Raw genomic sequence first — 20,576 nt, 5'->3', positions numbered from 1 at the left:
CTGACCAGCCTGATAGACAGGCGGGTCGGGCCGCCGCCGGGCTCAGTAGGTGAGGCCGACGTGCGCGAGTGCCTGCTTCAGCAGCACGCCGTGCCCGCCCGGCATCTCGCTCTGCACGGCCGGGGAGGCGGCCTCCTGTGGGCTGAACCACACCAGGTCCAGCGCGTCCTGCCGGGGGCGGCAGTCGCCGGTGACCGGGACGATGTAGGCCAGGGAGACCGCGTGCTGGCGCGGATCGTGGTAGGGCGTGATCCCGGCCGTCGGGAAGTACTCCGCGACGGTGAAGGGCTGGAGCGAGGCCGGGATCCGGGGGAGCGCGACCGGGCCGAGGTCCTTCTCCAGGTGGCGCAGCAGGGCGTCGCGGACCCGCTCGTGGTGCAGGACGCGGCCGGAGACCAGGGTCCGGCTGACCGTCCCGTCCGGGCCGATCCGCAGCAGCAGTCCGATGCTGGTCACTTCGCCGCTGTCGTCCACGCGCACGGGCACGGCCTCGACGTACAGGATCGGCATCCGGGCCCTGGCCATTTCCAGCTCGTCCGTGGACAGCCAGCCGGGCGTCGTCTCGGTCATGTCAGACATTGCTTGATCATACTTTCCGGGTGGGGCGTCCGCTGGGGTCGCGGGCCGGGTCGGATACGGGCGGTCCGTAGAGGCGCAGGGCGTTGTCGCGGCCGGTCCAGGTCGCGATCCGCAGGGCGTCGGGCAGGCTCAGCTCGTCGGCGTCGACACGGGCCTGGAGCAGGTCGGCCAGCCCCCGCCGGAAGCAGAGGGCGCCGAGGTGGTGGAATTCGGCCACCCCGTAGGCGTCGGAGCTGTACAGCAGTTTGCGGAACGGGGTGATCTCCAGCGCCTCCTCCAGCACCGCGCGGCAGCGGGCCGGGCCGGTGTGGTGCAGGGCCAGGCCCACGTCCAGGTACACCTGCTCGAACACCGCGGCCAGATAGGCGGCCTGGCGGTGGTAGGGCCAGCAGTGCAGCAGCAGGACCGGGACCGTGCCGGAGGTCAGGCGCAGCCAGTCGGTGAGCAGGGCCGGGTCGGCGTGGTGCAGCCGCAGGTCCGCGTCCCCGAAGCCGGTGTGCAGCTGCAACGGCAGGCCGAGGTCCACGGCGGTCCACAGCAGGTGCCGTACCAGGACGGGGTCGTCGAGACGGCCCCCGGCCGCCAGCCAGCGGTGGGCGGCCCCGGTCACCTCGGCTTCCGCCGGGCGCGCCGGGTCCAGGGCGAAGCCGGTGCGGTAGGCGGCCACCGACTTCACCGCCACCACGCCCGGCCGGCCGACGGCCTCCTCGGCGGCCGCACGGACCACGGCCGCGTACTCACCGGCCTCGACACCCCGCGCGGCCACCGCCTCCGCGACCTGCTCCAGGCGTACGACCTCGTGGGCGGCCGCGCCGGACGCCTCCGCCAGTTCGGCGGGGGAGGTGAGGGGGTGCGGGGCGTAGCCGGTGTCCACGAAGAACGCCTCGGCTCGCGCGGCGCGCAGGAAGCGGCGGTTGACCTCCTGCCAGCCCAGGGCCGAGCGGCGGGCCGCGTACTCGGCCGGGGGCGCGTGCCGGGGCAGGTCCAGCAGGGGTGCGCAGTGGCGGCGTACGGCCACACCGGCCGGTGTGTCGAAGGGCGACGTCCCGGGCCAGCTCCCGCCCTCGGTCAGCAGCGCGGCGAACTCCTCGCAGGTGAGGTCGGCCGTCACCGCGCCGTGGCAGTGGTGGTCCACCAACTCCAGCTCGGCGAGTGCCTCGTGGACTGCTCCCGGCGATGTCACGGTCAGTACACCCAGCGGTAGGCCGCCGCCACCCCTGCGTCGTCCAGGCCCTGGACGGCCGCCGCCTCACCGAGCCGTACGGCGGTCACCGCGTCCGCGAGGACCGGGCCCAGCGCGGCCCGCAGCACCTGGTCCGCCCGGAACTCCCGGACCGCCTCGGACAGCGACCGCGGCAGCCGGCGAACGCCGAGGGCCGCCGCCTCGTCCGTGCCGTACCGGGCCGGGTCGCCGGTGATCTCGTCCGGGAGGACGCGGGCGGAGGAGAGCCCGTCGAGGCCCGCGGCGATGACGCAGCCGAGGGCCAGATAGGGGTTGGCGGCCAGGTCGACCGGCTTCACCTCCAGGTTGGCTTCCTGGTCCCGGCGGCCCTTCGTACCGGTGATCACCCGCAGTGCGGCCTCCCGGGTCTCCCGGCCCCAGGCGGTGAACACCCCGGCCCACTGGGAGGGTCTGAGCCGCAGATGGCTGGCCGGGCTCGGTGCGGTGACGGCCGTCAGCGCGGGGAGGCGGGCCAGGATCCCGGCCGTGAAGGACTCCGCGCCGGGCGTCATGCCGTGCCGGCCCGCGCCGCCGGCGTGCAGGTTCGTACCGTCACGCCAGCAGGACAGATGGATGTGGCCGCCGTTGCCGACGCCCTCGGCGGACACCGCGGGCGAGAACGACACCCGCAGGCCGTGGCGTCCGGCGACCGCCCGGATCGTCTGCCGTACCAGCACGCTGCGGTCCGCCGCCGCCACCGGGTCCAGCGCGCCCACCGAGACCTCGAACTGCCCGGCCGCGTACTCGGGATGGAACTGGTCGACGGGCACGTCCTGGGCGGCGAGCGCGGCCAGCAGATCGGCGCCGTAGCCGCTCAGCCCGACCTGCCGGACCGCGCCGTACGCCGGGCCGGACACCGCCGGCACGAACTCCCCGGCGGGCGCCGAGTCGAGTCCCACCACCCACTCGACCTCGATCGCCGCCTTGAAGGCGAGGCCGTGCCGCTCTGCGGCGTCGGCGACGATCCGGCGCAGAAAGGTCCGGGCACAGCCGGGGTGCCGGGCGCCCTCCTGGGTGATCCGGTCCACCGGCGCCCATGCCCAGCCGGGCTGCCCGGCGAGTACGACCAGCTGGTCCAGGTCCGGATAGAGCCTGAGGTCGCCGTCCGGTGAGCCGAGGACGTCGGTGGTGACGACCGAGTCGTCGGCAAGGAAGGTGTCGAACACCGGGGACATGCCGACACCCCACGCCACGGCCGCCTCCAGCCGTGCCGTGGGGATCGTCTTCACCCGGCAGACACCGGCGGTGTCCACATGGGCCAGGACGATCCCGCGCACACCCCGAGCGGTGAGATCGGCCGTGAGCCCGGCGACCCGGCGCAGATCCTCCGGGCGCCCGCCGGGCACGGGATCGGCAAGGGTGGTCATACGTCCTCCTCGGCCATACGTCCTCCTCCGCGTCGGTCCGCCGTCCTCCGGCGTGGGCCGCCCGGTGCCGGCGTCAGGGTTTCACGGCCACGGCGCCGAACTGCGGCACCGCGGCGGCGGCCGCCCCGGCGCGCCACTGCGAGCACGGCACCAGGCCCGGCTCGAAGAGCTCCAGACCGTCCAGGAAGCCGGCGATCTCCGCGCGGCTGCGGGCGGTGATCGGCGGGGTGGCGTTGGCGTTCCAGAACTCCATCGCGGCCACGTTCCCCTCGCCGCCCACCTCGGCGTCGAAGGTCGGGTGGGTGAGGACGAGGTGGCTGCCCGGGGCCAGCGCCGCCACGAGCCGCCGCACGATGTCCCGGGCCTCTGCGGTGTCCAGGACGAAGTTCAGGATGCCGAGCATCATCAGCGCGACCGGCTGGTCCAGGTCCAGGGTCTCGGCGGCGCGCTGCAGGATGGTGTCGGGGTCGCGCACATCGGCGTCCAGGTAGTCCGTGACGCCCTCGGGGGCGCTGGTGAGCAGCGAGCGGGCGTGCACGAGCACGATCGGGTCGTTGTCGACGTACACGATCCGGGACTCGGGGGCGATCCGCTGGGCGATCTCGTGGGTGTTGTCGACGGTCGGCAGGCCGGTGCCGATGTCCAGGAACTGCCGCATCCCGCGCTCGGCGGTCACGAACCGCACCGCGCGGGCCAGGAACTCCCGGTCCGCGCGGGCCACCGCCCGGATTACCGGGAACATCCCCGCGACGTGCTCACCGACCCGCTGGTCGACCTCGTAGTTGTCCTTGCCGCCGATCCAGTAGTTCCACACCCGGGCGTTGTGCGCCACGGAGGTGTTCAGCTTCTCCGGTCCGGCCGTCGGGGACTGGCCCTCCGTCACGTCGCCGCCCTTCTGAAGGTTGCTCCTCAGCCGCCATTGTGCCGCCCGTTGATCGCGCTGTCTTGGGAAACGCGCACCGTGGGCGGTTCGGGGCGGCTCCGTGACGAACCGGCACAGGAGGGACCGGCTCCGGGACGTCCCGGCGCATGAGGAACACTGGACCGGTACGCCGTCCCCGACTGGAAGCAGGACATGCCCGCCACGCCCACGCCCCTCCTGGACCTCGCCGGCCCGGCCGCCGGGCCCGCCGGCATCCGGCTGATCGTCACCGACATGGACGGCACGCTGCTGGACGACGCCAAGCGGATTCCCGACGGGCTGTGGCCGGTGCTCGCCGAACTGCGCCGGCGGGGCGTGCTGTTCAGCCCGGCCAGCGGCCGCCAGTACGCCACGCTGGCCCGGCAGTTCGCGCCGGTCGCCGAGGGCATGGTCTTCATCGCCGAGAACGGCACGTACGTGGTCCGCGACGGCGTGGAGCTCAGCTCCGACATCCTTCGGCCGTCGGTGGCCGCGGGCATCGCGCGAACGGTGCGGCGGCTGGTCGCGGACGGGGTGGACGTCGGCGCCGTGGTGTGCGGCAAGCGGGCGGCGTACGTCGAGCGGACCGACGAGGCGTTCCTGGCGGAGGTGCGCAAGTACTACGTCGAGCACCGGGTCGTCGAGGACGTCACCGCCGTCGACGACGACGTGATCAAGGTCGCGCTGTTCGACTTCGGGTCCGCCGAGCACTCCACCGCGCCCGCTCTCGCCGGTTTCGCCGAGACGCACCAGGTCGTGGTCTCCGGCGAGCACTGGGTGGACGTCATGAACCGCACCGCCAACAAGGGCACCGCGCTGCGCGGCCTGCAGCGCGCCCTCGGGATCACGCCCGCGCAGACCATGGTCTTCGGCGACTACCTCAACGACCTGGAGATGCTGGACGCCGCCGACTGGTCCTTCGCCATGGCGAACGCCCACCCGGAGGTCGTCCGCCGCGCCCGCCACCTCGCGCCGTCCAACAACGACAACGGAGTCCTGCGCACCCTGTCCAGGGTCCTCGGGCTGTAGGCCGGCGGGGGGGCGGGCGGCACCCGCGTCCGCCGGGCCCCACGCCGTGGAGCGTGTCAGGGCTTGCGGCCCACCGCCCCGTACAGGGAGACGGGGCCCGCGCCGTCCGGGGCCTCCTCGCGCCGCCAGCCGTCGACCGGTACGACGCCCGGCTCCAGCAGGTCGAGTCCGTCGAAGAAGGCGGCCACCTCGTCCCGGGACCGCGCGACCAGGGTCACTCCACCCGCGGCGTACGCGGCGATGCCCTTCCGGACGTTCTCCGGCTCGAAGTCGGCCGTCATCGTCGACACCACCAGGCAACTGCCCGGCGCCAGGGCGTCCACCAGGGTGGCCACCACCTCGTGGGCGCCGTCCTCGTCGGCGACGAAGTGCAGCAGCGCGATCAGGGACAGGGCGACCGGACGGGTGAGGTCGAGGACATGGGCGGCCTGTTCGAGGATGGTGCGCGGGTCGCGGGCGTCGGCCTGCACGTACTCCGTCACGCCCTCGGGCGTGCCGCGCAGCAGTGCCCCCGCGTGGGCCAGCACGATCGGGTCGTTGTCGACGTAGACCACGCGCGCGTCGGGCGCCACCGACTGGGCGATCCGGTGCAGGTTCGGCTCGGTCGGTATGCCGGTGCCGATGTCCAGGAACTGGCGGACGCCGTCCTCGGCGAGCGCCCGCGTGGCCCGGTGCATGAACGCCCGGTTGGCGCGCGCGGCCCGCGGCGCGCCGCCCCCGTCCACCGCCGCGATCCGCCGGCCCAGTTCCTCGTCGACGGGGTAGTTGTCCTTGCCGCCCAGGAACCAGTCGTACACCCTGGCCGGATGCGGCCGCGTGGTGTCGATGTACGGCGCGGCCGGCTCGGTCCCCGTCACGTGCTGCTCCTTCGCTCCCGCCGAATGCGAGCAGCAGTCTGACACGATCATGCCGCGCGACGCAGACAGTCTTCGGCCACCTCCTTGTCGAGTGCGGCGCGCACCAACGCGGCCGCCAGCACGGCCGGTTCGGTGTTCCCGGCGAGCTCGGTGAGCCTGTCAGGGTCCTGCGGCAGGCCGAGCCGCCGCGCCCCGGAGAGCGCCTTGCCGTCCAGATAGGGGGCGACCTCCGGCCACACGCGCTGCGCCTCGCGCAGGAAGATGTCGGCGCCGGCCGGGCCGACCCCCGGCTCCTCCTGCAGAAGCCGCTTGAGTTCGCCGGTGTCGCCGTGCGCCTCCTCGTGCAGCCGGCGCAGGTCACCGGCCCAGCGGTCCAGCAACAGCTCGGCGCCGTCGCCGAGTTGGGTGGCGGTGCGCTCGTCGTAGCGCCGGTAGCCGCCTCGGCCGAGGGCGTCCACCCGCTGCTGCCAGTCGGCGTCGGCCATCCGGCGCGGGCTGTCGAGGTGGTCCTCGTGCAGCTCGCGCGCGGTGGCGACCGCGACCGAGGCGCGGATCCGGGCGCTGAGCAGCAAGGCCAGCACCAGCAGCCGGTACAGCGGCTGCGGGGTGTCCTTCAGGCGGATGCCCGCCTCCTCGGCGTAGGTCCGTCCGTGCGCGGAGAGCAGCTCGCGCAGGACGCGTTCGTCGCGGTTCACGGCTACGGCTTGAGCGGGTCGTGGCCCAGCGTCATCAGCCGGTGCCGCCGTCCGGTGTCCTCCGCCGCCGTCTCCGGCTCCGGCTCGTCCTCCATGTCCACGAGGTCGCCGACCGTGTCGACGACCTCGTGCATCACGCGGATGTCGTCGTCGGTGAGGTCGGTGCGGCGCTTCTGGAGGATGGCGAGGACATGCTGCCCGGTCGGCGTGCCCGCGTCCTCGGGCAGGGGCTCCGTGTCCTCGTGGGCGTCGCGGACCCTGAGCCAGGCCGCGAGTTCCGCCGAGGTCATGTTGACCACGCGGTGGAAGTCCTCCCACAGCGCTTCGGTTTCGAGGGCGTCGGCCATGGGTCTCCCCTTCCGTGCGGGGGTGTCGTGCTAGCTGGAGGCGTTGTCGCGGGGGTGGTTCTCGGCCTCGAACATCCAGCGCTGTTTCTCCAGGTCCGCGGTGATGGAGATCAGCAGGTCCTGGGTGACCGGGTCGGGCTTCTCCGTCGCCACGATCCGCTCGCGCAGCCGGGCGACCGCCGTGCCGAGCGCCGACACCATCAGCTCCACGACCTCGGTGTCGCGCAGCCGGCCGTCCTTGGTGCCGGGCAGTGCGAAGGTCGCGGCGACGGTCTCGGGCCGGCCGTCAGGGGCCACGCCCAGCGCGGCGGCGCGCTCGGCGACCGTGTCGGAGTGGGCGCGGGCCGTCGCGACCACCTCGTCGAGCTGGAGGTGGATCGACCGGAACCGCGGGCCCACGACGTTCCAGTGCGCCTGCTTTCCGATCAGCGACAGTCCGAGCAGGTCCACCAGGGTCTCCTGCAGGGCGGTCCCGGTGACGCCGAGCGCCTCCTCGGGCAGCGTGCTCCTCAGCACCGTCATGCTGTGTCCGTCCCCTTTCGCCAGTTGCGTACGGTCGTGTCCGACAGGGCGGGTGCCCAGCGTCCGGGGGAGCAAACAGGCCTGATCAGCGGGGTAGCGACCGGTCCAGGAAGCCGATGACCTCGGCGAACGCCTGCTCCTTGACCGTCTCGTGGAACACCTCGTGCCGCGCGCCGGCGAAGATCCGCTCGGCCGGCCGGCCACCGGCGAGCCGCTCCACGCCGACCCGGCTGCCGGGCAGCGGCACCAGCCGGTCGTCGTCCCCGTGCAGCCACAGCAACGGCAGCGGCCCGATGTCCCCGCCGCGGGCCACCGTCTCCAGGGTCCGGGCGAACGCCTCCACCGTCGGCCGCTTCATCGGCCCGTGCCACACCAGCGGATCGGCGGCATAGGCGGCGCCGACGGCCGGGTCCCGGGAGAGCGCGGCCGGGCTGACCGGGACGTCCGGGATCTCCGGCAGGGCCAGCAGCCGCCCGGGCAGCTCCCAGGCGCCGATCACCGGGCCGGACAGGACCAGCGCGCTCAGTTCGCCGCCGTACCGCTGGGCGTAACGGGACGCGATCAGTCCGCCCATCGAGTGGCCGATCAGGACGAGCGGCAGGCCGGGGTGCGCGGAGCGGGCCAGGCCGGCCACCCGGTGCACGTCGGTGACCACGTCCTCGAAGTCCTCGATCACCACGCGCTCCCCGGCCGATCTGCCGTGGCCGACGTGATCGGGGCCGTACACCGCCGCCCCGTGCCCGGTGAGGACGGCGGCGAGCTCGTCGTACCGGCCCGCGTGCTCGCCGTACCCGTGCGCGACCAGGGCCAGGTACCGCGGTGCCGGGTGCGGCCACTCGCGTACGGCGATCGGGCCGCGGGTGCCGTCGAGGGTGTGCTCGCGGACGTGGGGCATGTCTCCTCCGGCGGGCTCGGTGAGGGTCGGGGGGATCTTCCCAGCGGGCCGGTCGGAGGTCTATAGTCCAAAACTAGCAGTGCTAATTAAGTGTCCTCGTGTGGTCCGCTGATCGACAGTGTCGTAGATCAGTCGTACGTCAGGAGTCGAAGCCGTGCGTCCCGTCCACTTCGCGGCCGCCCGCCGCACCCCCATCGGCAAGCTGCGCGGATCCCTGTCCGCCGTCCGGCCCGACGACCTGGCGGCGACCGTGATCCGCCACCTGGTGGCCGAGGTGCCCAGGCTCGACCCGGCCCGGATCGACGACGTCTACTGGGGCGCGGCCAACCAGGCCGGGGAGGACAACCGCAACGTCGCCCGCATGGCCGCGCTGCTCGCGGGACTGCCCGAGTCCGTGCCCGGCGCCACCGTGAACCGGCTGTGCGCCTCCGGCCTCGAAGCGGTCACCACCGCCGCCCGCACCATCGCCGCCGGCGAGGCCGACATCGTGATCGCGGGCGGCTCGGAATCCATGAGCCGCGCCCCCTTCGTGCTGCCCCGCCCCGACGAGGCCCTCCCGCAGCGCATCGAGACCTACGACACCCGGCTCGGCTGGCGCCTGGTCAACCCCGCGATGAAGGACCTGCACGGCCTGCTGGCCATGGGCGAGACGGCCGAGGAGGTGGCCGAGCGGTACGGCATCTCCCGCGACCGCCAGGACGCGTTCGCCCTGCGCAGCCACCAACTCGCGGCCGCCGCACGCAAGGACGGCCACTTCGACGACGAACTCCTGCCCGTGGAACGTCCGGACGGTGTCGTCGTCGAGCAGGACGAGTGCGTCCGCGAGGACACCTCGCTGGAGAAGCTGTCGAGGCTGAAGCCGGTCTTCCGCCAGGGCGGCACGGTCACCGCGGGCAACGCCTCGCCGATGAACGACGGTGCGGCCGGGCTGCTGCTGGTCAGCGAGGAGGCCCTGAACGAGCTGGGTCTGGAGTCCCTGGGCCGCTATGTCGCGGGCGCCTCCGCCGGGGTCCACCCCGACGTGATGGGCATCGGCCCGGTGCCCGCCACCCGCAAGGCGCTGGACCGGGCCGGCTGGGACGTCGCCGACCTCCAGGAAGCCGAGTTCAACGAGGCGTTCGCCGCGCAGGCACTCGCCTGCGTCGACCAGCTGGGCATCGATCCCGACCTGGTCAACCCGACCGGCGGCGCCATCGCCCTCGGCCATCCCCTCGGCTGCTCGGGCGCCCGCATCCTCACGACGCTGCTGCACCGGATGCGGCGCACGGGCGCCGGGCGGGGCCTGGCGACCATGTGCGTCGGGGTGGGCCAGGGCAGCGCGGTGCTGGTCGAGAGGCACTGAGACGTCTTCAACGGGGGCTCCCCGCAAGGGGACCCGGTAGCACGAGCCGCAGCAAGGAAACGGAGCAGCACTCCATGGCAACCCTGTCCGTCGCCAGCATCCTCGCCGAGAACGCCAGGCGACGTCCCGGCAAGACCGCCCTCGTCGAAGGCGAACTGCGGCTCACCTTCGGCGAGGTGTGGCGGCGGTCCCTCGCCCGGGCGGGCGCGCTCACCGCCCTCGGCGTACGGCCGGGGGACCGGGTCGCCCTCATGGCGCCCAACACCGCCGAGTTCCCCGTCGCCTACTACGCGATCGCCGCGGCCGGCGCCGTCGTCGTACCGGTGCATCTGCTGCTGTCGGCCGGTGAGGTCGGGCACGTGCTGCGGGACAGCGGGGCGACCCTGCTGCTCGTCCACCCGGCCCAGGCGGAGACCGGACGCGCCGCCGCCGGGGCCCTGGGCGTCCGGGTGGTCACCCTGGGCGCGGAGTTCGACGAGCTCGCGGCCGACGCCGAGCCGCTCCCCTCGTACGTCACCCGCGCGGCCGACGACCCTGCGGTGATCTTCTACACGAGCGGGACGACCGGCGTGCCCAAGGGCGCCGTGCTCAGCCATTTCAACCTCGTGATGAACGCGACCGTCAACGCCTTCGACGCCAACGACATCCGCGCCGACGACATCGCCCTCGGCGCACTTCCCCTGTTCCACGCCTTCGGCCAGACGGTGTCGCTCAACTCCACCTGGCGGGCGGGCGCCACGCTCGTGCTGCTGCCCCGCTTCGACGCGGCCCGCGCCATCGAGCTGATGGCCGCGGAAGGGGTGAACACCTTCCACGGGGTGCCGACCATGTACGTCGCGCTCGTGGCCGCGGCGACGCACGCGGACCGGCTGCCCGAGCTGCGGGTCTGCGTCTCCGGCGGGGCCTCGCTGCCCGTCGCCGTACTGGAGCGGTTCGAGGACGCCTTCGGGGCCAGGATCTACGAGGGGTACGGGCTGTCGGAGACCTCGCCGACGGCCACCGTCAATCAGCCCGTCTTCGGCACCAGGGCCGGCACCATCGGCCACCCGCTGTGGGGCGTCGACGTGGAGATCGCCCGCGCCGAGGTGGAGGGCCGCATCGAGCTGCTGCCGCCCGGCGAACTGGGCGAGGTCGTCATCCGCGGCCACAACGTCTTCTCCGGCTACCTCGGCCGGCCCGAGGCCACCGCCGAGGCCCTGGTCGACGGCTGGTTCCGCACCGGCGACCTCGGCACCAAGGACGACGAGGGCTTCCTCACGATCGTCGACCGCAAGAAGGACGTCATCATCCGCGGCGGCTACAACGTGTACCCGAGGGAGGTCGAGGAGGTCCTGATGCGCCACCCCGGCGTCGCCCAGGTCGCGGTCATCGGCCTGCCCGACGAACTGCACGGCGAGGAGGTGTGCGCCGTCGTCGTCCCGGCACCGGGAGCCGCGCCCGACGCCACCGTGATCACCGAGTGGTCCAAGGAACACCTCGGCCGGCACAAGTACCCACGGCGCGTGGAGTTCGCGGAGGCGCTGCCGCTCGGCCCCAGCATGAAGGTGCTGAAGCGGGAACTCCGGACGCAGTACGCAGGACGGTCGTAGCGGGCGCCAGGGATCACCAGGCGAGACGGTGCTTACGCCGGAGGCTTGTCCGGACATAACATCGGTCCCCGCATGAACACGATGACGCTCTGGCACATATCCGGCTGGGAGTTCGCCGCGCTCGCCTTCGCGGCCCTGCTCGTCGGCTTCTCCAAGACAGCGGTGAGCGGGGCCAACACGGTGAGCCTCGCGATCTTCGCGGCCGTCCTGCCGGCCCGCGCCTCCACCGGCGTGCTGCTTCCCGTCCTGATCGCCGGTGATGTGCTCGCCGTCCTCACCTACCGGCGGCACGCCCACTGGCCCACCCTCTGGCGGCTGTTCCCGGCCGTCGCGGCCGGTGTCGTGGTCGGCACGCTCTTCCTGATGTGGGCCGACGACGGGATCGTACGGACCTCGATCGGCGCGATCCTGCTGCTCATGGCCGGCGTCACGCTGTGGCGCCGGCGCCGGGCGGACAGGGAGGACGCGGCCGGCGAGCCGGACGGGGTGACGAGCCGGTCGGGCCGGATGAAGGCGCGCTCGTACGGGGTGCTCGGCGGGTTCACCACGATGGTCGCCAACGCGGGCGGCCCGGTGATGTCGATGTACCTGCTCTCCGCCGGATTCCGCAAGCTCGGCTTCCTCGGCACCTCCGCCTTCTTCTTCCTGATCGTGAACGTGTCCAAGGTGCCGTTCAGCGCGGGACTCGGGCTGATCGACGGGCGTTCGCTGCTCCTCGACGCCGCACTCGCGGTGTTCGTCGTGCCCGGTGCGCTGTTCGGCAGGTGGGCTGTGAAGAGGATCAACCAGCGACTCTTCGAACAACTCGTGATCGCGGCGACGATCGTGGGCGGCGTACAACTGCTACTGCGCTAGCCCCAGCAGCGCCGGAAGGTCCGCGAAGGAGTCCAGGACATGGTCGGGGGTGCCGCTCGCGCCCTGAAGCGTCTCCTCCTGGAACTTCCCCGTCCGCACCAGCACCCCGGTGAGCCCGGCCCGCTGTGCCGCGAGCACGTCCGACTCCACGTCGTCGCCCACCATCAACGCCTGCCCGGCATCGGCGCCGAGCCGGGCCAGCGCCGCCTCGAAGAACGCCGGTGACGGTTTGCCCGTCACCTCCGCCTCGATGCGGGCGGCCTTCTCCAGCCCGGGCAGAAAGGCCCCCGAGTCGAGCTGCAGCCCCGCGTCCGTCCGCCAGTACAGGTTGCGGTGCATGGCTACCAGCCGCGCACCCCGTTGCAGGTGCCCGAACGCCCGGTTGAGCGCCGCGTAGTCCCAGTCCGGCCCGGCTCCGCCGAGGACGACCACCTCGGCATCGTCGTCCACGAGGGTGACGTCACCGAGGTCCTCCGCGATGTCCCCGCTGTTGAGCAGCGCACAGCGGGCGCCCGGGAAGTGCTCGGCCAGATGGGCGGCGGTGACCGAGGGCGCGGTGAGGACGTCCTCGGCGCTCACGTCGAAACCGGCCTCGCCCAGCGTCCCGGCGATCGACGCCCGGGTCCGCGACGTCGTGTTCGTCACCAGCGCCACACCGAGTCCGGCCGCGCGGATGCCCCGCAGCGCCTCCACCGCACCGGGCAGTGGCCGCCAGGAGACGGTGAGGACGCCGTCGATGTCGACGAGGACGGCACGCACGGATTCCATGACCTCCATGACCCAGACCGTAGCGACCCGCACGGCGGTTCGGCCCGTACGACCTCGTACGCTCACCCCTATGCCCGCGCACGTCCTGATCCTCGGCGGCACCACCGAGGCCCGCCGCCTCGCCGCCGACCTCGCCGGCCGGCCCGGAGTCCGGGTCACCACGTCCCTGGCCGGCCGGGTCGCGCGGCCGGGCGCGGTGGCCGGCGAGGTGCGGACCGGCGGCTTCGGCGGAGCACGGGGCCTGGCCGACTGGCTGCGCGCCCACCACGTCGACGCCCTGGTCGACGCCACCCATCCCTTCGCCGAGGCGATCACCGCCAACGCCGCCCGGGCGGCGGCGGCCACCGGAGTGTCGGCCGTGGTGCTGCGCCGCCCCGGCTGGCGGCCGGGCCCCGGCGACCACTGGTACGACGTCCCCACCCTGTCCGCAGCCGCCGGGGCGCTGCCCGGCCTCGGCCGCCGGGTCTTCCTCAGCACCGGACGCCTGGGCCTCGCGGCCTTCGCCCACCTGACCGGCCTGCACTTCGTCGTCCGCTCGGTGGAGCCGCCCGAGCCGCCCGTGCCGCCGGACACCGAACTGGTCCTCGCGCGCGGCCCGTTCACCGTGGCCGAGGAGACCGAACTGCTGCGCGTCCACCGGATCGACGTCCTCGTCACCAAGGACAGCGGCGGCGACGCGACGGCCGCGAAGCTCACCGCCGCAAGGGAACTCCGGCTGCCCGTCGTGGTCGTACGCCGCCCGCCGCTCCCGCAGGGTGTGACGGCGGTGCCCGACGTGGCGGGCGTACTGGAGCGGCTCGGTCTCAGCCGCGGGTGAGGACCGACTCCCGGAGTCGGCCGACGGCGCGCAGCGTCTCGTCCCGGTGCTCGGCGCGCTTGATCCGGGCCGGGAGGCGGGCGGCCAGGGTCATCTTCCGTCCGGTGTCGCACCGGTGGCCGCGCTCACGCGGGGCGGCGCCCGCGTGCCGCCGGATCAGACCGAGGTGCCGCAGGCCGTAGGTCCACAGCGGGCCGTGCCGGGTCTCCCGCCGGAGCCACAGGCGGGCGCCGGAGCACGGGTCCGCGGCCGGTCCCCGCGATCCCCCGCACAGGCCGATGCCCCGCCTCGCCCACGTCCGGGGACGGACCACAGGACCGGCGGACCGTCAGACGTCGCCGGGATTCCGGCGCAGCAGATACGTGTCCATGATCCAGCCCTTGCGCTCGCGCGCCTCGGCCCGCACCCGCTCGATGCGCGGGCCGGCCTCGGCGATCGGGCCGGAGACCAGGATCTCGTCCGCGGTGCCGATGTACGCGCCCCAGTAGATGTCCATGTCCTCCCCGGCGTACTGCCGGAAGGCCTGGTGCGCGTCCAGCATCACGACCACGTCGTCGACGCCCTCGGGGAATCCCTCGGCCAGCCGCCGCCCGGTGGTGATCTGCACCGGGCGGGCCACCCGGTTCAGGCCCGTGCGATGGCGGGCGACCAGCGCCGAGACGCTGCTGATGCCCGGTACGACGTCGTACTCGAAGGCGACCGCGCCGCGCGCCAGCACTTCCTCCAGAATCCCGAGCGTGCTGTCGTACAACGCGGGGTCGCCCCACACCAGGAAGGCGCCGGTGCCGTCCTCGCCCAGTTCCTCGGCGATCAGCCGCTCGTAGATCCCGGCGCGGGCGCTGCGCCAGTCCTCCACCGCCGGCGAGTACGCCGCCCCGCCCGCCTTGCGGTCCCGCTCCGGGTCACGGGCCTCCACCACCCGGTACGACCCCTCGGGCAGATGGGCGTCCAGCATGTCCCGGCGGAGATCGGTCAGATCGCTCTTCACCTCGCCCTTGTCGAGCAGGAAGAACACGTCCGTGCTCCGCAGCGCCCCGACGGCCTGCAGGGTGAGCTGCTCGGGGTCGCCCGCGCCGATACCGATGACATGAATCTTTCGCACGCCCCGAGTCTGCCGCATACCACTGACAGCCCGTGCACCGCGTCCGCACGCACGGCGACGGGGGCCGGTCGGCAGGCCTCCCGGTCCGCCCGTCAGGGGCCGAGCCGGGGTGCTGCCTCCCCGGCGTCCACGGGCCCGTGCCCGCCCTCCAGCCGCCCGGCCAGCCCCTCCGCCCACCGGACCAGCCCGCCGAGATCGATCCCGTACGGTCGGTCCTCGCCCCGTTCCGTCTCCCACTCCACCAGCGCCCCGGCGCCCCGGCGCAGCAGCCGTGCCCCGCCGACGGCGTTCCCGCGCGCCGCGTGCGTGAGCCCGACGGCCAGCTGGGCCAGCCCCCGCCACAAGGCGCGTTCTTCCTCGGGCCCCGACTTCCAGGCGTCCTCGAACACCTCGTGCGCGTGGAACGGCCTCCCGGCGTCCAGCAGCGTCTGGGCCTCGGCGACCGTCTCCTCCGGCGCCCGTACGACACCCTCCGGCTGCCGGGGGACACCCTCCGTGCCGTAGGGCAGGGGCCGGCCGAGCCCGTCCCGGGGCCGGGCGTTGCGCGCCCGCCCCTGCGTGTCCCGGTCCCTGGCATCCGAAGCACCCGCACTCGTCATACGGCCGATTGTCCCCCGTTCACCGCCGGGCCCTCTTCGGCCCACCCCCGGACGTGGGGTAAAGTGCTGTTCGCGCGATCACGCGGGTCACCGCGAGTGAGTGCATCGGGACGTGGCGCAGCTTGGTAGCGCACTTGACTGGGGGTCAAGGGGTCGCAGGTTCAAATCCTGTCGTCCCGACTTGCGGATACGCAGGTCAGGGGCTGCTTCGGAGGTCACGGAGCGGCCCCTCGATCATGTCCGGGGATCGATGGGGACGGTCCGGTGGACCGGTGGGACGGTCCCGGGACCGGCGGAACGGTCCGGGAGCGGCACGCGGGCCGGTGCGCTCAGCCGGCGTGGGAGCGGATCAGCCGGATGGCCAGCTGTGTGCGGTCGCGCAGTCCCAACTTGCGCAGCACGGACACGAGATGACTCTTGACCGTGGCCTCGCCGACGTGCAGGCAGGCGGCTATCTCGGCGTTGCTGCAGCCCTCGGCCACCAGCCGTGCCACCTCCCACTGACGCGGTGTCAGGCCGGCCGGAGCGTCTGCCGGGACGTCGGTCACCGGAGATCCGGGTGTCGTGTCCGGCGCCGGGCGACCGAGCAACCCCAGGACCACGTCCACGGCCTCGGCGCCGAGCACCGCGTCACCGCACGCCGCCGCCCGGACCGCGTCCCGGATCCGGTCGGGCCGCGCCAGCCGCGGGAGGCAGCCGCGGGCCCCGGCCAGCAGCAGGGCGGGCACGTCCGTCGGCTTCTCCGTGAGGACCACGGGCCGGGCGCGGAGCCGGCACAGCGCCCCGACCAGTTCGGGGACGCAGGCACCGGGGCCGGGATCGCCGGCCAGGACCACGTCGGGGCGCAGCCCGGCCGCAAGCTCGAGCGCCCCGGCCGCCGTTGCGGCTTCGCCGGCCACCATCAGGCCGCGGCTCGACTCCAGGACGGTACGCAGACCGATCCGGTACAGCTCGTGGCTCTCGCACACGAGCACCTTCACGACGGCTCGGGCCGCAGGACCCGGCCGGTGGTGGAGCAGCGGGACGAGCGGTGTCCGGGGTGGCACGGCCGTGCGGGCCCGTGCCGGAGCGGAGCGGGCGTTCTGACTGGGCAGCGTCTGCATGAGCGTCCCCCGGAAGTCGCGGAATTCTCGTTCGATTCCTCCGGTCCGATGACCGGCTATCGAACAGATCCGTTGTATCCGCGAGGTCTTAACCGCCTCTGAAGCACAATCCGGGCGGACGGAATGCGGCATCCGGCCTTTGTTCACCGGTGCGTGCGGTTGCTCTTCAGTAGGGGGGCTAATCGAACGTCGGCTTGGCCGAGTTCGAACCTCTCCGCGAGCGGGCCGAGGCAGAAGATGTCGAAGAGGCCGATCGAGTCCCACTCGGGGACGCCGTCGTCGGCGCGTTCCTCGGCCGCCGACGCCGGTCCCGGTGCCGCGTCCTCGGTGGCCGGCCCGCGCACCGAGTGCGGGACGACGCGGTCGGCAAAGGCCTCGCGGCCTGCAACGTGGGCGGCCATGGCGCTCCTTCGGCACGTGGGACGGGCGGGGACGGGGTGCCGACGAAGCGGGTCGGCCCAGCGCTCGTCAAAGGTATGCCGCCCAGATCAAGACGTCTTCCTGCCAAAGTTTGAAAACGGCCGATAATACCTGCGTTTGAATCATGGGTGCGTGATGCACCCTCCGGATGAGGAGGCCCGTCCTCCGGTGTTCCCCGCTCCGGCCGCCGGACCGGGGCGCCGGGCGGGTCCCTCGCGAAAACAGCGACATCTGGACAGGAAGAGCCTGTTCGTGATGGCCTGATGGCAGAAGCGACCGGACGGCTCCAGTCATTGCCAAGTTTTTACTTGCTCAACGGAGCTTTTGAACCCGGTGAAATCTTCGTCTCACGGTACGCGTGTATGTTGGGTGCGCCGCTTGGCGTATACCAGTTCGACGGGGCGACCATCGAAGTTCGGTCATGCGTCCGGTGGTTCGCATAGTGGGCCACAAACGGGGGGGTTTGTGACGGATCTGCGGAAACCAGGTTCGGCTGAACGGCAGACGGTGAGAACGGCGGAGTTGGCCCGGCTGACGCAGCTGGTGCGATCCGCGATCGAACGCGGACACGGTGTCGTGGAGTTATTGGGAGATCCCGGCAGCGGCAAGACGCGGTTGCTCGACGCGGTCGCGCGCGATGCCCGGCGCAGTGGCGTCTGGGTGCTCCGGGCCCGCTGCTCCGTCGCCGAGGGTGATGTGGCGTTCCACCCCTTCCTCCAGGCCCTCAACGCCTGGACGGTCTCGCCCGACGGGAACCGGGACGACGAAGCGATCGGCAGGGCCCGGGCGTTGACGCGCGCCCTGGGCGAGTGCATCGGATCGGCGGAGGAGATTCCGCCGTGGGACTTCTTCTTCGAACAGCGCCGACTGCTGTCCGAGTGTCTGGCCTCGGCCCCGGCCGGCGGTCTGCTGGTGCTCGACGACGTGCAGTGGGCGGACGCCTGGTCGATCAAGTTCCTTGAGATACTGATCCGTTGGCCGCTGGAGGAGCCGCTGGCGATCGCCGTGGCGTACCGGCCGAGACAGAGCCCGGTCACCCTCCGGGCGGCTCTTCAGGAGGGGCACGACCTGGGCTACGCGTCGACCGTCCACCTCGACCCCCTGACCATCCGGCAGTGCGCGGTCATGCTGGACGAGGACCCGGCCTCCCCGGAACTGGCGCGCCTGCACCGGGAGGGCGAGGGCAACCCGCTGTACGTCGTGGCCCTCGCCGAGAACGAGGCGCCCCGGCCGGGCAACTCGGAGGCGTGGGCGTACGGCCCGCTCGGCGCCCGGCTGCTCACCGAGCTGACGCGGCTCGACAGCGACGCGCGACTGGTCGCGCATGCCGCGTCGGTGCTCGGCGAGACGTTCGACGCCTCGATCGTCGCGGCGGTCGCCCAGATCGACCTGGAGACCGCTGCCCGGGCGCTGGGCGAACTGCGCCGGCACGACGTGGTCCGGCTGACGGACAACGGCATGCTGTCCTTCCGGCACCCGCTGGTCAGGCACTGCCTGTACGGCTGTACGGGCGCGTGGTGGCGCAGTGACGCGCACCGCCGTGCCTTCGCCCACCTGACCACCCGGGGGGAGTCCGCAATGGAACTCGCCCCGCACATCGAGGGGGCGGGGGCCGAGGACGTCGCCGCCGTACAGACGCTGATCGCGGCCGCCGACACCGCCCTGCACTCCGGCAAGCCGGACCTCGCCGCCCGCTGGCTGGTCGCGGCACTGCGCTCGCAGCGCATCCTCGGCGGCGGCGCCGGCGGTGCGCAGGTCGGTACCGGGGTGTGGCGCGGAGTGCTCCAGGCCATCGCGGCGAAGGGCGACCGCGAGCGGGTGCTCTCGGTCGGCACCGAACTGCTCACGGCGTTCGACGAGGACTCCGGCGGTACCCGGGTCAACGTGGCCGCCACCATGGCCTGCCTCCAGGCATCGCTCGGCGACGTCGACAGCGGACGGGCCCTGATCGCCTCGCAGGAGGCGAGGCTCGTCAAGAGCGATCCCGCGGCCGCCGCGGTGAGCCACGTCTTCGGCCAGTTGGTCAACCTCCTGGCGGGGGTGGTCCCCGACCGTTCCGAGGTGGAGGGGCTCGCGCGCTGGCTCGGTGACGCCGGCCCCGTCGAGGCCTTCGGCATCCAGGCCATCCGGGCGCTGTGCGCGGTCTTCGACGGTGACATCGAGGCCGGGCGGCGGCTGCTCGCGGCCTGTACGCAGGCCCTGGTCGGCTGCCCGGCCCCCAGCCCGGACACCATCGGGCTGGCCGAGTTCCTGATCGCCATGGCCTGGGCCGAAGCACTGGTGGGGCATTACGGCGCGGCCCAGACGCACGCCCAGGAGGCACAGGCGGCGCTCCACAAGACCGGTGACACGCACCAGTCGGCGCTGGTGCTGACGCTGTTGAGCTACGTCCACTACCAGGCGGGCCGGCTGCCGGACGCGTTCGACACGGCGCAGCAGGCGCACGCCGCGGCGCGGGGCATCGGGAGACAGGACTACGCCGCCGCGGCGGACGCGCTCATGGCCGCCGCGTCCGCACGGCCCGGGGAGCACGTGCCGAGGCCCGAGGGCGCCGACGACCCCGCCGACGAGAACTTCTGGGGGCCCGTCACCTCCATCCTGCGTGCGGAGGCGGTCCTCGCCGCCGGGGACAGCGCCGGGGCACTGGACGTCCTCCTGCCGTGGGAGACCGCATGGAGACGCTCGGGGCCCGCGAGGGTGCACGAGGCCCGCGGCTACGAACTGCTCGCCGCGGGGGCGGGGGCCCTCGGGGACCAGGCGAACGCCGAGCGATGGGCGGCGCGCGCCGCGGACGTGGCGGCGGCGGTCGGACTGCGGGAGTCGCGCGGGCACGCGCTGTTGGCCCGCGGGCATGCGCTGCAGGCCGCGGAGGCGGAGCCGTACTACCAGGCGGCCTGGGAGGTGCTGGGCGGTGACGGGCCGGCCAGGGCACGGGCGAACGCGCTGGCCGCCGGGACGGAGGGCCGGGGCCGGACGGGAGAGAGCGCCGGTCCGGGCAGGGAAGCCGCCGTACAGGAGCCGGCCGGACTGCCGGTACGCGACGACGAGGGGGCGCCACTGGTGTCCCTGACCACGCGTGAGCGGGAGGTCGCGCGGCTGGCGGGGGAGGGGCTGAAGACCAAGGACATCGCCACCAGGCTCGGAGTGAGCCCGCGGACGGTCGACGCCCATCTGGCCCGGATCTACAGCAAGGTCGGCGTCCGTACCCGGGCCGAACTCGTCCGGAAGGTGTTCTTCACGGACTGAGCCGCTCCGCACGCCGCCTCCGACCGCATGCGTGCGCGTCCCGCGCCGCACCCTCGCTGCGCACGCGATGGCCCGTCCCCGGACGGGCCATCGCCCTTTCGTCCGGGTGTGCTCCCGTCGTGCTTGGCCGACCGATTCCCGCCACCTCCCGGGCGCGCGCGATGCGACAGGGGGTGATTCGTCACCCCACGTTTGATTCTGCACCTCGGACCGACCGATCGTCAAGACTGTGGGGAGGAAGCGGAGGGATCTGTCGGACCGGCGACGAGGGCCGCGTGCTCCCGGATCTTCGTCGTCAACCTGCCCTGGAAGAAGGCGCTT

The 20,576-nt window shown here is 73.2% G+C and carries 21 protein-coding genes and 1 tRNA gene; 7 read left to right on the top strand and 15 right to left on the bottom strand.

Annotated elements, in window-relative coordinates:
• Positions 1–42: 42 nt before the first annotated feature.
• From AB0D93_RS20750 to AB0D93_RS20735, 4 genes are all read right to left on the bottom strand, one after another.
• Positions 43–570 (bottom strand): NUDIX hydrolase family protein, encoded by a 528-nt coding sequence (locus tag AB0D93_RS20750; protein ID WP_362121516.1) that lies wholly within the window; start codon positions 568–570, stop codon positions 43–45.
• 16 nt (positions 571–586) lie between these two features.
• A complete protein-coding gene (locus AB0D93_RS20745; RefSeq protein WP_362121267.1) occupies positions 587–1,762 on the bottom strand; it encodes an amidohydrolase family protein in 1,176 nt (391 codons plus the stop codon).
• 2 nt (positions 1,763–1,764) lie between these two features.
• Complete coding sequence (locus AB0D93_RS20740; RefSeq protein WP_362121265.1) at positions 1,765–3,168, bottom strand: glutamine synthetase family protein; 1,404 nt, start codon at positions 3,166–3,168, stop codon at positions 1,765–1,767.
• Between the two features lie 73 nt (positions 3,169–3,241).
• Positions 3,242–4,051, bottom strand: a complete 810-nt coding sequence (locus AB0D93_RS20735; protein WP_362121263.1) for an SAM-dependent methyltransferase — start codon at positions 4,049–4,051, stop codon at positions 3,242–3,244.
• A 192-nt stretch (positions 4,052–4,243) separates the two neighbouring features.
• Between AB0D93_RS20735 and AB0D93_RS20730 the strand changes: the two genes are divergently transcribed.
• Positions 4,244–5,098, top strand: coding sequence for a Cof-type HAD-IIB family hydrolase (locus tag AB0D93_RS20730; RefSeq protein WP_362121261.1), 855 nt, complete (start codon positions 4,244–4,246; stop codon positions 5,096–5,098).
• A gap of 56 nt (positions 5,099–5,154) precedes the next feature.
• Here the strand turns inward: AB0D93_RS20730 and AB0D93_RS20725 are convergent, their stop codons facing one another.
• The 5 genes from AB0D93_RS20725 to AB0D93_RS20705 all read right to left on the bottom strand — a co-directional run bounded on the left by AB0D93_RS20725 (position 5,155) and on the right by AB0D93_RS20705 (position 8,414).
• The gene (locus AB0D93_RS20725) at positions 5,155–5,955 is read right to left on the bottom strand and encodes an SAM-dependent methyltransferase (RefSeq protein ID WP_362121259.1); all 801 of its coding nucleotides are present in this window, start codon (positions 5,953–5,955) and stop codon (positions 5,155–5,157) included.
• A 47-nt stretch (positions 5,956–6,002) separates the two neighbouring features.
• Positions 6,003–6,650 carry an endonuclease gene (locus tag AB0D93_RS20720; RefSeq protein WP_362121257.1) on the bottom strand — a complete coding sequence of 216 codons (648 nt, stop codon included), beginning with the start codon at positions 6,648–6,650 and terminating at the stop codon, positions 6,003–6,005.
• A gap of 2 nt (positions 6,651–6,652) precedes the next feature.
• Positions 6,653–6,997: a DUF3140 domain-containing protein gene (locus AB0D93_RS20715; protein WP_362121255.1), complete on the bottom strand. Its 345-nt coding sequence runs from the start codon at positions 6,995–6,997 to the stop codon at positions 6,653–6,655.
• A 30-nt stretch (positions 6,998–7,027) separates the two neighbouring features.
• On the bottom strand, positions 7,028–7,519 hold the full coding sequence (locus AB0D93_RS20710; RefSeq protein ID WP_362121253.1) for a DNA starvation/stationary phase protection protein: 492 nt from the start codon (positions 7,517–7,519) through the stop codon (positions 7,028–7,030).
• 85 nt (positions 7,520–7,604) lie between these two features.
• Positions 7,605–8,414 (bottom strand): lysophospholipase, encoded by an 810-nt coding sequence (locus tag AB0D93_RS20705; protein WP_362121251.1) that lies wholly within the window; start codon positions 8,412–8,414, stop codon positions 7,605–7,607.
• Positions 8,415–8,568: 154 nt separating this feature from the next.
• Between AB0D93_RS20705 and AB0D93_RS20700 the strand changes: the two genes are divergently transcribed.
• The 3 genes from AB0D93_RS20700 (at position 8,569) to AB0D93_RS20690 (ending at position 12,200) form a co-directional block, all read left to right on the top strand.
• Positions 8,569–9,756, top strand: a complete 1,188-nt coding sequence (locus AB0D93_RS20700) for a thiolase family protein (protein ID WP_362121249.1) — start codon at positions 8,569–8,571, stop codon at positions 9,754–9,756.
• Positions 9,757–9,830: 74 nt separating this feature from the next.
• Positions 9,831–11,345 (top strand): long-chain fatty acid--CoA ligase, encoded by a 1,515-nt coding sequence (locus AB0D93_RS20695; RefSeq protein ID WP_362121248.1) that lies wholly within the window; start codon positions 9,831–9,833, stop codon positions 11,343–11,345.
• 72 nt (positions 11,346–11,417) lie between these two features.
• Positions 11,418–12,200: a sulfite exporter TauE/SafE family protein gene (locus tag AB0D93_RS20690; protein ID WP_362121246.1), complete on the top strand. Its 783-nt coding sequence runs from the start codon at positions 11,418–11,420 to the stop codon at positions 12,198–12,200.
• Here the strand turns inward: AB0D93_RS20690 and AB0D93_RS20685 are convergent.
• Positions 12,189–12,968, bottom strand: a complete 780-nt coding sequence (locus tag AB0D93_RS20685; RefSeq protein WP_362121514.1) for an HAD-IIA family hydrolase — start codon at positions 12,966–12,968, stop codon at positions 12,189–12,191. The two genes, AB0D93_RS20690 and AB0D93_RS20685, sit on opposite strands and share 12 nt — an antisense overlap.
• Positions 12,969–13,038: 70 nt before the next feature.
• Between AB0D93_RS20685 and AB0D93_RS20680 the strand changes: the two genes are divergently transcribed.
• Positions 13,039–13,785 carry a cobalt-precorrin-6A reductase gene (locus tag AB0D93_RS20680; protein ID WP_362121244.1) on the top strand — a complete coding sequence of 249 codons (747 nt, stop codon included), beginning with the start codon at positions 13,039–13,041 and terminating at the stop codon, positions 13,783–13,785.
• Here the strand turns inward: AB0D93_RS20680 and AB0D93_RS20675 are convergent.
• The 3 genes from AB0D93_RS20675 to AB0D93_RS20665 form a co-directional block, all read right to left on the bottom strand.
• Positions 13,772–14,098 (bottom strand): hypothetical protein, encoded by a 327-nt coding sequence (locus tag AB0D93_RS20675; RefSeq protein WP_362121243.1) that lies wholly within the window; start codon positions 14,096–14,098, stop codon positions 13,772–13,774. The two genes, AB0D93_RS20680 and AB0D93_RS20675, sit on opposite strands and share 14 nt — an antisense overlap.
• Before the next feature lie 15 nt (positions 14,099–14,113).
• The gene (gene cobF / locus AB0D93_RS20670; protein WP_362121241.1) at positions 14,114–14,887 is read right to left on the bottom strand and encodes a precorrin-6A synthase (deacetylating); all 774 of its coding nucleotides are present in this window, start codon (positions 14,885–14,887) and stop codon (positions 14,114–14,116) included.
• A gap of 92 nt (positions 14,888–14,979) precedes the next feature.
• Positions 14,980–15,486 (bottom strand): DUF309 domain-containing protein, encoded by a 507-nt coding sequence (locus tag AB0D93_RS20665; protein ID WP_362121239.1) that lies wholly within the window; start codon positions 15,484–15,486, stop codon positions 14,980–14,982.
• 106 nt (positions 15,487–15,592) lie between these two features.
• Between AB0D93_RS20665 and AB0D93_RS20660 the strand changes: the two genes are divergently transcribed.
• Positions 15,593–15,666 (top strand) — tRNA-Pro (locus tag AB0D93_RS20660).
• 149 nt (positions 15,667–15,815) lie between these two features.
• Here the strand turns inward: AB0D93_RS20660 and AB0D93_RS20655 are convergent.
• The gene (locus tag AB0D93_RS20655) at positions 15,816–16,589 is read right to left on the bottom strand and encodes a response regulator transcription factor (protein WP_362121237.1); all 774 of its coding nucleotides are present in this window, start codon (positions 16,587–16,589) and stop codon (positions 15,816–15,818) included.
• Positions 16,590–16,732: 143 nt separating this feature from the next.
• Positions 16,733–16,990, bottom strand: coding sequence for a hypothetical protein (locus AB0D93_RS20650; protein ID WP_362121235.1), 258 nt, complete (start codon positions 16,988–16,990; stop codon positions 16,733–16,735).
• 541 nt (positions 16,991–17,531) lie between these two features.
• Here AB0D93_RS20650 and AB0D93_RS20645 point away from each other — a divergent pair.
• Positions 17,532–20,255 carry an AAA family ATPase gene (locus AB0D93_RS20645; protein ID WP_362121233.1) on the top strand — a complete coding sequence of 908 codons (2,724 nt, stop codon included), beginning with the start codon at positions 17,532–17,534 and terminating at the stop codon, positions 20,253–20,255.
• Positions 20,256–20,576 lie beyond the last annotated feature (321 nt).

Source organism: Streptomyces sp. NPDC048191, assembly GCF_040652655.1.
GTDB lineage: Bacteria > Actinomycetota > Actinomycetes > Streptomycetales > Streptomycetaceae > Streptomyces.
This window is presented reverse-complemented; position numbering and strand designations above follow the sequence as displayed.

Bases quoted from the DNA above. Each gene is read 5' to 3' on its own strand.
- AB0D93_RS20750 (WP_362121516.1), bottom strand. From the start codon at position 570: ATGACCGAGACGACGCCCGGCTGGCTGTCCACGGACGAGCTGGAAATG.
- AB0D93_RS20740 (WP_362121265.1), bottom strand. From the start codon at position 3,168: ATGACCACCCTTGCCGATCCCGTGCCCGGCGGGCGCCCGGAGGATCTG.
- AB0D93_RS20730 (WP_362121261.1), top strand. From the start codon at position 4,244: ATGCCCGCCACGCCCACGCCCCTCCTGGACCTCGCCGGCCCGGCCGCC.
- AB0D93_RS20715 (WP_362121255.1), bottom strand. From the start codon at position 6,997: ATGGCCGACGCCCTCGAAACCGAAGCGCTGTGGGAGGACTTCCACCGC.
- AB0D93_RS20710 (WP_362121253.1), bottom strand. From the start codon at position 7,519: ATGACGGTGCTGAGGAGCACGCTGCCCGAGGAGGCGCTCGGCGTCACC.
- AB0D93_RS20705 (WP_362121251.1), bottom strand. From the start codon at position 8,414: ATGCCCCACGTCCGCGAGCACACCCTCGACGGCACCCGCGGCCCGATC.
- AB0D93_RS20695 (WP_362121248.1), top strand. From the start codon at position 9,831: ATGGCAACCCTGTCCGTCGCCAGCATCCTCGCCGAGAACGCCAGGCGA.
- AB0D93_RS20690 (WP_362121246.1), top strand. From the start codon at position 11,418: ATGAACACGATGACGCTCTGGCACATATCCGGCTGGGAGTTCGCCGCG.
- AB0D93_RS20685 (WP_362121514.1), bottom strand. From the start codon at position 12,968: ATGGAATCCGTGCGTGCCGTCCTCGTCGACATCGACGGCGTCCTCACC.
- AB0D93_RS20680 (WP_362121244.1), top strand. From the start codon at position 13,039: ATGCCCGCGCACGTCCTGATCCTCGGCGGCACCACCGAGGCCCGCCGC.
- AB0D93_RS20665 (WP_362121239.1), bottom strand. From the start codon at position 15,486: ATGACGAGTGCGGGTGCTTCGGATGCCAGGGACCGGGACACGCAGGGG.
- AB0D93_RS20655 (WP_362121237.1), bottom strand. From the start codon at position 16,589: ATGCAGACGCTGCCCAGTCAGAACGCCCGCTCCGCTCCGGCACGGGCC.
- AB0D93_RS20650 (WP_362121235.1), bottom strand. From the start codon at position 16,990: ATGGCCGCCCACGTTGCAGGCCGCGAGGCCTTTGCCGACCGCGTCGTC.